Source organism: Mesorhizobium sp. WSM4840 (genome assembly GCF_055811755.1).
Map to the genome: position 1 here is coordinate 118,764 of NZ_JBVVQD010000020.1, position 10,711 is coordinate 129,474.

The 10,711-nt window shown below is 61.0% G+C and carries 9 protein-coding genes and 5 pseudogenes; 8 read left to right on the top strand and 6 right to left on the bottom strand.

What is annotated here, in order from left to right:
* Positions 1-3: 3 nt before the first annotated feature.
* From bioB to panD, 6 genes are read left to right on the top strand one after another with little or no spacing between them, the layout of a single operon-like run.
* Positions 4-996, top strand: a complete 993-nt coding sequence (gene bioB, locus AC0L3I_RS24630; protein ID WP_473528522.1) for a biotin synthase BioB — start codon at positions 4-6, stop codon at positions 994-996.
* Positions 993-2,135 (top strand): 8-amino-7-oxononanoate synthase, encoded by a 1,143-nt coding sequence (locus tag AC0L3I_RS24635; protein ID WP_473528523.1) that lies wholly within the window; start codon positions 993-995, stop codon positions 2,133-2,135. Before bioB ends, AC0L3I_RS24635 begins: the two co-directional genes overlap by 4 nt.
* Positions 2,132-2,770, top strand: coding sequence for a dethiobiotin synthase (gene bioD / locus AC0L3I_RS24640; protein ID WP_473528524.1), 639 nt, complete (start codon positions 2,132-2,134; stop codon positions 2,768-2,770). Before AC0L3I_RS24635 ends, bioD begins: the two co-directional genes overlap by 4 nt.
* Complete coding sequence (locus tag AC0L3I_RS24645; protein ID WP_473528525.1) at positions 2,767-4,032, top strand: adenosylmethionine--8-amino-7-oxononanoate transaminase; 1,266 nt, start codon at positions 2,767-2,769, stop codon at positions 4,030-4,032. The genes bioD and AC0L3I_RS24645 overlap by 4 nt, the downstream gene beginning before the upstream one ends.
* On the top strand, positions 4,029-5,012 hold the full coding sequence (locus tag AC0L3I_RS24650; RefSeq protein WP_473528526.1) for a beta-ketoacyl-ACP synthase III: 984 nt from the start codon (positions 4,029-4,031) through the stop codon (positions 5,010-5,012). Before AC0L3I_RS24645 ends, AC0L3I_RS24650 begins: the two co-directional genes overlap by 4 nt.
* 53 nt (positions 5,013-5,065) lie before the next feature.
* Positions 5,066-5,518: an aspartate 1-decarboxylase gene (gene panD, locus AC0L3I_RS24655; protein WP_473528527.1), complete on the top strand. Its 453-nt coding sequence runs from the start codon at positions 5,066-5,068 to the stop codon at positions 5,516-5,518.
* Between the two features lie 474 nt (positions 5,519-5,992).
* Here the strand turns inward: panD and AC0L3I_RS24660 are convergent, their stop codons facing one another.
* The 6 genes and pseudogenes from AC0L3I_RS24660 to AC0L3I_RS24685 all read right to left on the bottom strand — a co-directional run.
* Positions 5,993-6,262, bottom strand: coding sequence for a hypothetical protein (locus AC0L3I_RS24660; RefSeq protein WP_473528528.1), 270 nt, complete (start codon positions 6,260-6,262; stop codon positions 5,993-5,995).
* A 242-nt stretch (positions 6,263-6,504) separates the two neighbouring features.
* Positions 6,505-6,696 (bottom strand): annotated as a pseudogene (locus AC0L3I_RS24665) (acyltransferase); the annotation flags it as partial.
* A 106-nt stretch (positions 6,697-6,802) separates the two neighbouring features.
* Positions 6,803-6,925: pseudogene (locus AC0L3I_RS24670) on the bottom strand (cation:dicarboxylate symporter family transporter); the annotation flags it as partial.
* 20 nt (positions 6,926-6,945) lie between these two features.
* Positions 6,946-7,398 (bottom strand): annotated as a pseudogene (locus AC0L3I_RS24675) (IS5 family transposase); the annotation flags it as partial.
* The gene (locus AC0L3I_RS24680; protein WP_473528529.1) at positions 7,347-8,651 is read right to left on the bottom strand and encodes a glycosyltransferase family 9 protein; all 1,305 of its coding nucleotides are present in this window, start codon (positions 8,649-8,651) and stop codon (positions 7,347-7,349) included. The gene AC0L3I_RS24680 and the pseudogene AC0L3I_RS24675, both read right to left, overlap by 52 nt.
* Before the next feature lie 839 nt (positions 8,652-9,490).
* Positions 9,491-9,749: pseudogene (locus tag AC0L3I_RS24685) on the bottom strand (transposase); the annotation flags it as partial.
* A gap of 479 nt (positions 9,750-10,228) precedes the next feature.
* Here AC0L3I_RS24685 and AC0L3I_RS24690 point away from each other — a divergent pair.
* Positions 10,229-10,432, top strand: a pseudogene (locus AC0L3I_RS24690) (hypothetical protein); the annotation flags it as partial.
* Between the two features lie 64 nt (positions 10,433-10,496).
* A partial coding sequence (locus tag AC0L3I_RS24695; protein WP_287182322.1) for a TCP-1/cpn60 chaperonin family protein occupies positions 10,497-10,711 on the top strand: 215 nt, incomplete at its 3' end.

The window sequence follows — 10,711 nt, forward strand, 5'->3', positions numbered from 1 at the left end:
GCAATGAACATCGAACTCAACCTGCTCTTGGATCCGATTGGTGGGGCGCTTCCTCGCTGGACGCGAAAGGCAGCCCAGGCGATCCACGATCTGCCTTTCAACGACCTGCTGTTTCAGGCGCAAACCGTTCACCGGCAGAATTTCGATCCCAACAAGGTCCAGCTCAGCCGGCTTCTCAGCATCAAGACAGGCGGCTGCCCCGAGGATTGCGGCTATTGCAGCCAGTCGGCGCATCATGAAAGCGGGTTGAAGGCGTCGAAGCTGATGGAGGTCCGGCGCGTCATCGCCGAGGCGACCAAGGCGCGTGACGCCGGCGCCACCCGCTATTGCATGGGTGCTGCGTGGCGAAACCCGAAGGCGCGCGACATGGATGCGGTGGTGGCGATGGTCGAGGGCGTCAAGGCGCTCGGAATGGAGACCTGCATGACGCTCGGCATGCTCGATCTCGAGCAGGCGGCTCGTCTGAAACAGGCCGGTCTCGACTACTACAACCACAACATCGATACTTCCGAGCGCTATTACTCAGAGATCATCTCGACCCGCACGTTTGCCGACCGGCTGGATACGCTCGCCAATGTCCGCGACAGCGGCATCAAGGTCTGCTGTGGCGGCATTGTCGGCATGGGTGAAGAGCCGGTGGACCGGATCGACATGCTGGTGACGCTGGCCAACCTGCCGGAGCATCCCGAAAGCGTTCCGATCAACATGCTGATCCCGATCGACGGCACCCCGCTGGCCGACGCCAGGCCGATCGAGCCGATCGAATTCGTGCGCGTCATCGCGCTGGCCCGCATCATGATGCCGAAGTCGCATGTCCGCCTTTCCGCCGGCCGCACCGCCATGACCGACGAGATGCAGGCGCTGTGCTTCTTTGCCGGCGCGAATTCGATCTTCGTCGGCGACACGCTGCTGACGGCGGACAATCCCGGCGAGGACAAGGACATTCTGCTGTTTCGGCGCCTCGGCATCGAGCCAATGGAACTCGAGGCGCAATGAACGGGGCGCTTCTTGCCCGGTATGACGCGTCCTTGCGCGGACTGGCGCGCAAGGACCGGCTGCGGACGCTGGCACCGCGCGCCGGGCTCGACTTCTCGTCGAACGACTATCTCGGACTTGCCTCCTGCAAAAGACTTGGCGAGGCGGTTGCGGCGGCGATTGCGCGGGGCACGCCGGTGGGCGCCACCGGATCGCGGCTGTTGCGCGGCAACGCGCCGGAACACGAGGCGCTGGAGTCGGACGCTGCGGCGTTTTTCGGAGCCGATCGCGCCCTGTTCTTCGGCAGCGGCTACATCGCCAACTTCGCTCTGCTGACGGCCCTGCCGCAGAAGGGCGACCTGCTGGTGCTCGACCAGCTCGCCCATGCCAGCATGCATGAGGGCGCGCAAGCCGGACGCGCCGAGTTCAAGCTGGCCGCGCACAACGACGTCAATGCTGTCGAGGATGCGATCACGCGCTGGCGCGCCGAAGGCGGCATGGGGCGCGTCTGGATCGCGGTCGAAAGCCTCTATAGTATGGATGGCGACTACGCGCCGCTGGAGAGCCTGGTCGCGCTTGCCGATCGGCACGAGGCATTCCTTGTCGTCGACGAGGCACATGCCACCGGCGTCTGGGGACCGGATGGCCGCGGCCTTGCCACCGCGTTCGAGGGCCGCGACAACATCGTCGCGCTGCATACATGCGGCAAGGCGCTCGGCGCGTCCGGCGCGCTCGTCACCGGGCCAAGAACGCTGTGCGACTTTCTCGTCAACCGGTGCCGGCCGTTCATCTACGCCACCGCACCATCGCCGCTAATGGCGGTCGCGGCGCGCGAAGCGCTCACCATGCTGTCCGACGAGCCCATGCGCCGGGTTCAGCTGCGTGAGCGTATCGCTTTCGCGGGCCGGCAATTGGCCGAGCGCTGCGGCGTGGTGCCCAGCGGCTCGCAGATCCAGCCATTCGTCATCGGCGATAACAAGTGCACCATGGCGGTGGCGGCGGCACTGCAGGCGCGCGGTTTCGACATACGCGGCATTCGTCCGCCGACCGTGCCCGAGGGCACGTCGCGCCTGCGCATTTCGTTGACGCTCAACGTGGACGAGGCAGATATCTCCGACATGGTCGAGGCTCTTGCCGAGGAATGGGATCGTCCGCAATGACGGCACGGGTCATCGTGACTGGTACCGACACCGGTATCGGCAAGACTGTGTTCGCAGCCGGGCTTGCCGGCCTGCTCGACGGCTTCTACTGGAAGCCTGTGCAATCGGGCCTCGACGACGAGACCGACAGCGAGGTCGTGGCGCGGCTTGCCGGCCTGCCCGCAGATCGGGTATTGCCGGAAGCCTGGCGCCTCAAAGAGCCGCTCTCACCGCACTGTGCCGCCAAGTTGGACAGGGTGGAGATCGACGCGCAGGCACTCGCACTGCCCACGACCGACCGGCCGCTCGTCGTGGAAGGTGCCGGCGGGCTGATGGTGCCGATCAACAGGCGCGTGCTCTACATCGACGTCTTCGCGCAATGGGATGCGCCGGTGGTGCTCTGCGCGCGCACCGCGCTCGGCACCATCAACCACACGCTGCTCTCAATCGAGGCTCTGCGCGCCCGCTCCATACCATTGCTTGGCATCGCGTTCATCGGCGACAGGATGGTCGATACGCAAAGGACGATCGCCGAAATGGGCAAGGTGCGCGTGCTTGGTCGTCTGCCGCGTCTCGAGCCACTGTCGTCCGGAGCGCTTTCCGCAGCCATGCAGGCCTCGTTCAACGTCACTGATTTCATCGGAATCCGCGCATGAGCCGCTCTGCTGTCTGGCATCCCTTCACCCAACACGCCACGGAGCCCGTGCCGCCGACAGTCGCTTACACCGAAGGCACCTATGTCGAGACGCGTGAGGGCAGGCGTATCCTCGATGCAATCTCCTCCTGGTGGGTGGTCACTCACGGCCATCGCCATCCGCGGATCATGGAAGCAATCCGGAATGCAACCGAGACATTCGATCAGGTAATTTTCGCGGGCTTCACCCACGAGCCGGCCGAACGCCTGGCCGACGCGCTTGTCGCCCTCGTTCCTCCCGGCCTCGACCGAGTGTTCTATTCCGACAGCGGCTCGACCTCAGTCGAAGTCGCACTGAAGATGGCGCTCGGCTATTTCCGCAACATCGGCGCGCCGCGCTCGCGCATTGTCGTCATGGAGCACAGCTATCATGGCGACACGATCGGCACGATGAGCGTCGGCGCCCGCGGCGTGTTCAACGCCGCTTATGAGCCCTTGCTGTTCGAGGTGGACACCATCCCCTTCCCGGCCCCCGGGCGCGAGCAGGAAACACTGGATCGGTTCGAGGCAATCTCCCGCGACCGGGGCGCCGCCGCGCTGATTGTCGAGCCGCTCGTGCTTGGCGCCGGCGGCATGCTGATGTATCCGGCCTGGGTTCTGGCCGAATTGAAGAGGATCTCTGAGGCCTCCGGTACGCTCTTGATCGCTGATGAGGTTATGACCGGCTGGGGGCGCACTAGAACCATGTTCGCCTGCGAGCAGGCGAACATCTCTCCAGACATCCTGTGCACCTCGAAGGGCCTGACTGGCGGCGCCATCCCGCTGGCGGCAACGCTCGCCACCGATGCCATCTTCCAGGCCCATTATTCCGAGGACAGGAAGAAGACCTTCTTCCACTCGAGTTCCTACACGGCCAATCCGATTGCCTGCGCGGCAGCACTTGCCAATGTCGAGATCTGGCGCGACGAGCCGGTGGCCGAGCGGGTCGCGGCGTTGAGCGCCAAGCAGGCCGCCGGGCTTCGACGCTTTCGCGACAATCCATATTTCACCGACAGCCGGGCGACCGGCACGATCGCGGCCCTCGATCTGCGCACTGGCTCAGCCGGTTATCTGGCCGAGATTGGGCCAAAGCTGCGCGCCTTTTTTCTCGAGCGCGGCATGCTGGTGCGCCCGCTAGGCAACGTCCTTTATCTTCTGCCGCCCTATTGCATCACCGGCGAGGAACTGGACGGGCTCCACAACGCCATCGAGGAGGCCGGCGAACGCTTCGGTTCGCGGCCATGAACCGATCGTCGCGCATTCTCGGGTTTGGTCATCATGCGCCGTCGCGCAAAGTGGCGAATGCCGAGATCGAGAGCAATCTCGGGCTCGAACCTGGCTGGATCGAGCGCCGCACCGGGATACGGTCTCGCTTCTGGGCAACGGACGAAGACACGCTGTCGGGCCTTGCCGCGTATGCCGGCGACATGGCGCTGGCGAGCGCCGGAATTGACCGCAGCGACATCGGTCTGCTGCTGCTTGCCACCTCGACGCCCGACCATCTTCTGCCGCCAAGCGCGCCGCTGGTCGCACATCGGCTGGCACTGGGCCGTGCTGGCGCGATCGACCTGACCGGCGCCTGCGCCGGCTTCATATATGCGCTGATGTTCGCCGACGGCTTCACCCGCCTGCATGGCAAAGCGAGCCTTGTCATCGCGGCCAACATCCTCAGCCGTCGCCTCAATCCGACAGAGCGCGCCAGCGCCGTGCTGTTTGCCGACGCCGCCGGCGCCGTGGTGATCGGTCCTTGCGATGAATCCGATCGAGGCATTCTCGGCGCCTCGGTGGATTCCGACGGCTCGCGCTACGGGCTGATCCAGATTGCCGCCGGAGGAAGTAACAAGCCGTTCCATGGCGACCTCGACCTGGATCAGACTCGCATGACGATCACCGACGGCCGTGAAGTTTTCGCCAAGGCCGTGGAGATGATGGCCGCCTGCTCAAAGGACGCACTCGCTGCAGCCCAAATGCGGCCGCAGGACATCGATCGGTTCGTGCCGCATCAGGCCAATGCGCGCATTTTCGATGCCGTTGGAAGGAACCTCGGCGTTGCGGATGAAGCGATCGTCAAGACCATCGCCGAATACGGCAACTCTTCCGCCGCGACGATCCCGCTCTCGCTGTCGCTAGCCCATCGGACGCAGCCGTTTCGGGCGGGAGAGAAGGTTCTTTTGGCGGCCGCGGGTGCGGGTCTTAGCGGCGGTGCGCTCGTCGTTGGGATTTAGCCGCGCGAACCAACTGCCATTCACCTTGTATGATGATGAGGACAACAGAACCAATGCGAAAAATAGTGGCCGGCAAGCTGCACGGCATCCACGTCACCGAAGCGAACCTCAACTACCATGGTTCGATAACGCTCGACCCCGACCACTGCGAGGCAGCCGGGATCCTGCCGATGGAATTCGTGGAGATATGGAATAAGAATTCCGGTGCGCGGATTTCGACCTATGTCATCCTCGGTGAGCGCGGCTCACGGTGCTGCATCCTCAACGGAGCGGCGGCTCGCACCTGTCAGCCCGACGACCCGATCATTGTGTGCAACTCCATCTACCTGGACGAAGCGCATATCACCTCGCTGAAGCCGCGGATCGTCACGTTTGACCAGGATAACCACATACTCGACCGCCTGAGCTACTCCGTCGATCTTGACACAAGCGGCCGTTACAGTTTCTCCATTCTTGACGAGGCGGATGAGCCTTTGGTCATTCCTGCCCTGGTCTCCGGGGCGTGAGCAGCGCTCCACAGATGTGCGAGCCTCTTCGCCCCGTTGCAACTTGCTCGGCACTGAAGAGCGTCTAAAGCTCGACGAAGTTGCTGACGCTCAGCTTCGAAAGGCCGATGCCCACCGCGCCTTCGGCACGGCGGCCTTCGTGGGATAGCGCAATGTCTCGCATCTGCTGATCCGCGAACAGCGGTTTGCATGTTGACCCCTATCTCAGTTACTTGCGGTGGCGGCTTGCAAATTCTTGCTGCTTTTTCCAGCGCCGCGGCTGGGTCCTTGACGACCTGGCGTTTCATGATCTTTGCCGCCGTGTCGATTAGGCAGGCCACATAGCCGTCTTCCGCATCGGCAGCGGTGCCAACCATCATCGCGAATATGGCCAGCCGGACGGCCACAAGCAGCATTGAAGTGGGCCTTCGGCAAAGTGTTTCCCGCCGGTGCCAAGGGCTCACCAGCCATCCAACGTCTAATCCGGTGCACATATCAGCGTTCGTCGATCGGTGGCTTGGCAGCAAGGCCGAGCCTGACTCGTTGGCAATCGGCGAAATTTTCAGCGGGAGACTGCGTTTTGAACCGAAGAACTGTTAGTTTGCCCTCCTCAACAATATGAACCACCCATCCGCCATGGGCGCGTTTGACGCGCACGTCATTTGGTTCGCCAACCACCATCACTCCCCCCATTTTCGCCGCTTCAGGATGAGACTGGAAGTCGTTCCCGCACATCGGAAAACATAGGACCTTACGTGACGTCAAGCGCCGATCTTTTGATAGCCGATGCTTGTCGATTTCAGGGTGACGGCGATTCAGGTCCGGAACGTCCGTGCGCGCGGAACCTCGCGCTCGGATCGATTTAGGTGCTCAGATTTTTGCCTGTTAATTCAGCCTTAATTATCCACAGCTAAGGTGAATGGGGACGCGTATTCAGTCCGAGTGGCTCTGCAAAAAACCCGCCGCTCTGGTGCGCTCAGCGCGATCACCCGGCAATTCACGATGTATCATAGCTCCGGACCGTTCCGATCGATCAGGCTGCCGGACGGCCACTCGCTCATCCAACGTCCAATCGGCACAACTACGACGAGCACGTCCTCGACGCACGTGGGCGGCAGGTCGAGATACACATCTGCGAGGGTGGACCGCACGCGAACGCCCGACACAATGGCCGCCAGGCCGTCTCTGCAGAACCTCTCAAAGGGCAGCGAGCGTTATATAGATATCGGTGCCCATCTAGATTTGAATGAATGTCCGGCCGGGATGATCAAGGCCCACGACCGAACGCCCGGCGCGCGCGCGCTCGACAGGCGCGGCCCTCATCAGAATGCCGACCAGCTTGAACACCGGCGCGACGAGCGCCCTGAAGCAAAGAAAGGGCAGGCGTGCCCTCTCTCCGAACATCGCCAGAGCGATGCCGGGAAGAACAGGACCTGGAGAATGTCGGAGCGGGTTGCGACTCGGCGGAACTGCTTGAGCTTGGAGAAGCAGCACTCGACGAGATGACGCGGGCATGGAGGTGCCTGTCGAGTGGATAGTTGAGTGAGCGTGATGGATTGTTGGGTATGACAGCAACCGGATCTTGGCGGCGATGGCTTGGCGGAAATAGTCGGCGTCATAGGCGGTGTCGGCCATGACACACGTCGGCGGACAGTCCTTCGATCAAGGCTGCGGCTTGCGGCGCATCGCCATTTTTGCCCTGCAGTAAGCGTGAACCGCACAGGCACCCCAATCCGCGAACGGCCATTGGTGCTCAAGCCGCCGCGGGAGCGACCAAGGGCTTGATTTTCAGGTCCTTTTTTGGCCCCAGCCGCATGTTGGTGGGCTCGGACGATGGTGGAATCGATGATTAGATATTCGAAGTCCGGATCATCGGACATCGAGATGCGCCACCAGATACTGTTGAGCTGCCTCCTCGCGCGCGATGTTCGTGCTCGCCGCACCGCCCGCGAGCCACAATAAGTTTGTCCCGCCCCTTACAATAATTCATCAAGGCGTCGACCTCGGCAATCACCAGATCGGGCGTGATGTCGAACTTGCAGCGGACTTTGATCGGACAGCGCCGCACTTTGTCCAGACCACATCCGCGACATTCAATAACGCTCATAAGCATGCTGACCAGGGGACCACGAAACCCCCAAATTTCCGGTAGATGTGACGCGGTGAAGATGCCGACAGTAGGGCGGCCAAGCTGGGCAGCGACATGCCCGGTGCCTGAATTGTTCGACACCACGAGCGCGGCCGAATTCATGAGATGATTGAATTCCAATTCTGACAAGTCGACAGCCGTTCGAATCTCCGCGGCTCCACGGCCGCGAGCTGTCATCGCGACCTCCTCAAGCGCTTCCCGGCTTTCGCCACGGCCGACGAGAACCACCTCACCGCGGGCAGAAAGAGCAGCGACAAGTTTGCCAAAATTTTCAATCGGCCAATCGCGCAGGCTGGAATTCGAAAACGGAGCCACGACGATCGGGGACTTGCCTTCTGTCGTACTCTGTCGGCGGCCCGCTTCACTTTCTCCGTCAAAATAGGCGGCTGCCTTTGCGACTAGAAAGAGGAGGATTTCCGACACATGCTGAAGACGTACGTGCTTACGGTCAACGAACCAATCAAGCCATCTGCGAGGGACTTTGTTGGCGATCCCTAATTTTTGGGCGAGCTTGTAGAAGATGGTTCTGCGCAATTTCAGATCGAATGGGGCTATCGCAATATCGATCTGATGCATGCCGTAAGGATCAACTATCGCCGCACGATGCCTGGCGGGGACTTCCAGCAAAATGGGCCTTGTCTCATCCGGAACACGCATATCAATGGCAAGATCAAACTCACCGGTCAGCAGCGGCCGTATGTCGGCCGCTTTTTTGCGCGTTTCGACCTTCGGGTTGCGAGGAAAGAAATCAAAAGCAACGTAATCGTCGGCGAGGTCGAACTGTTTTGCAGTCTCGATGTTCCAGCTTCCGACCACCAGCGTAATGTGGGCATGCGCAAAGCGCTGACGCAGGTCCTTCAGGGGCGCTAGAGACATCCAAAAGTCCCCGACATGATCAAGCTTAAGCGCCAAAATTCTCATCTTGGCGCTTGACTGTTCCGGCTCTTCCCAGCTGCGGTATACAACTTGATTGCTGTCGTGCTTTGTAAAGTATCCCATTGCCATTCCGAAGATTATACGGATAACACTGCTAGCCCAGTGATGTCTGTGTAGGTTGGAGTGCTTCCCGTCTTATCCGCATGAACGAATTAAGCGGCAAACGACTCTGAAATGACTGGTAATTTTGCAGTGTTCGCGGCTGCGAGTGAAAGAGGAGTTCCGGCGTTCGGCCCGGTCGGTCGGGAAAGCTTTGCCGACCGGCGAGGGCAATCACGGGCGGAAAGATGGGCTGCCGGACTTCTTTGCGGGAAAGGGCAGGTGCGGTAGGCCCGGGTGACGCTGGCCGTTCAACCGTTCTGAGAGCTAAGACTCTCCGCTAATTACACCTGCGTGAAAAAGAGGTCTGAGTTCGAAATCGTCGGCCTGCTGCAACTCATTCCCAGGACAATTTCCAGCGCACGTCTGAGCTCATCCAAAGATTTTCCCCTTTCGGGTCCCTTTTCAAGCGACAGAGGCAACGGATGATCGGTGCGTGTCCGGTGCTCTTGTCAATGCGAGATTCCGGAAGGTTGATCAAATAGTTTGTTTCGATAAAGCGCATCCATGCCATGGATAGTGGATGCGGACCGGGACCACACCGCTTAACTGATGACGATGCCGGCCTCGGCACTTTCTAGTCTAGGGCATCGAGGATGACTAGCCAAAAGGGCCTTTGAAGCGGCGCTCGGCAAACGCTTTCAGGCTCTTTTCCAGATGCTTGCTGATGGCTGAGATGAAAGCGGTCGAGAAGGCGTGACCGCAGGGCACTTCGGGGGACTTTCAGGAATTCTGTGCGCGAGGCCGATTTCGTCATTGGCTGACCAACCTTCGCCGAAGACGGCGAACTGGGTCTTGGCCTCGAACCATTAGCGCGGCGGTCGTTTTCATTCCTCGGCGGCGTGGTTCAGGACCAAGTATAACAGCTCATGGCCGCATCGTCACTCGGGAAGTGTCCCCGCGTGCGGGCGGCGCGGCGCAGTTTCGAGTTCAGCGCCTCTATGGCTACCTTGTGTAGATGATCCGCCGCACGCTTTCGGGATAAGCAAAGAATTGGACGACGTGCAGCCAGTTGCGCCGCCAGCTTTGCGTGATTGCCGGATATCGCTGCCCCCAGTAGCTGGCTTCTCACACGAGCGACACGTCGAACACAGCCCAATTTCCCAATCGCCTCGGGGCCTAGTCGCCCCGCTTAGGGCTTTGGAACCAAACTTTTGCTCTCTCGCCCGCACCCTCGTCCGTCTGTCGGTAGCTTTTCAAGTTGTCCGGTTTTGGTAGCACATCATTTGTCCGCTTCAGTTTTGCGTCGAAGCGGTTCACGCGGCTTGCCCTGTGCGGCAGGTCTCTTGGATTGCGGCGCCGTCAGGCATGTATCGAGCAATGCGGCGAGGGCCATGGAAGACCGCGAGCGTGCCATCCGGGTAGTGCCTGATCTTGACCGTGGCTTTGACGAAGTGATGTCTGATCGGGCTCTGCGGCAGCTGCAATCGCAGCCGGGCGAAGGCGATCGTGTTGTCGCGGGCAACGACGCGCTCCTCCTCAATGCACAGGATCTGAGCCAATTGTTGCGGGTCGGCGGCGACAAAGGCGCTGTCTTCGACCGCGGCCGGCCTGGCGAAGCGGGTATTGTGAGCCGGCAGATAGGTCTGTGCGATGAAGCGGTTGGCGGCCTGGATATCAGCAATGCCGGCCAGTGCCAGTTCCTTAGGCAGCCGATCCTGTTCGGCAAGTGGTCGGGCACCGAAGTCAAGCTCAATGGCGAAGACCTTCTGATCATGAAGGAATCCGACATCATGGGCATCATCGGCTGAACCGCCGAAGACCAATTCGCCTCTTCAACAGACCTTTAAGGGCACTGAGCCCAGGAGCTAAAAAATGGCTGCCAAAGACGTAAAATTTTCTCGCGATGCCCGTGAGCGCATGCTGCGCGGCGTCAACATCCTCGCCGACGCCGTGAAGGTCACGCTCGGCCCCAAGGGCCGCAACGTCGTCATCGACAAGTCGTTCGGCGCACCGCGCATCACCAAGGACGGCGTCACCGTCGCCAAGGAAATCGAGCTTGAAGACAAGTTCGAGAACATGGGCGCGCA

What these genes read in the sequence shown, in the direction of transcription:
- bioB (WP_473528522.1), top strand. Translation starts at nt 4, where the DNA reads ATGAACATCGAACTCAACCTGCTCTTGGATCCGATTGGTGGGGCGCTT.
- AC0L3I_RS24635 (WP_473528523.1), top strand. Translation starts at nt 993, where the DNA reads ATGAACGGGGCGCTTCTTGCCCGGTATGACGCGTCCTTGCGCGGACTG.
- bioD (WP_473528524.1), top strand. Translation starts at nt 2,132, where the DNA reads ATGACGGCACGGGTCATCGTGACTGGTACCGACACCGGTATCGGCAAG.
- AC0L3I_RS24645 (WP_473528525.1), top strand. Translation starts at nt 2,767, where the DNA reads ATGAGCCGCTCTGCTGTCTGGCATCCCTTCACCCAACACGCCACGGAG.
- AC0L3I_RS24650 (WP_473528526.1), top strand. Translation starts at nt 4,029, where the DNA reads ATGAACCGATCGTCGCGCATTCTCGGGTTTGGTCATCATGCGCCGTCG.
- panD (WP_473528527.1), top strand. Translation starts at nt 5,066, where the DNA reads ATGCGAAAAATAGTGGCCGGCAAGCTGCACGGCATCCACGTCACCGAA.
- AC0L3I_RS24680 (WP_473528529.1), bottom strand. Translation starts at nt 8,651, where the DNA reads ATGGCAATGGGATACTTTACAAAGCACGACAGCAATCAAGTTGTATAC.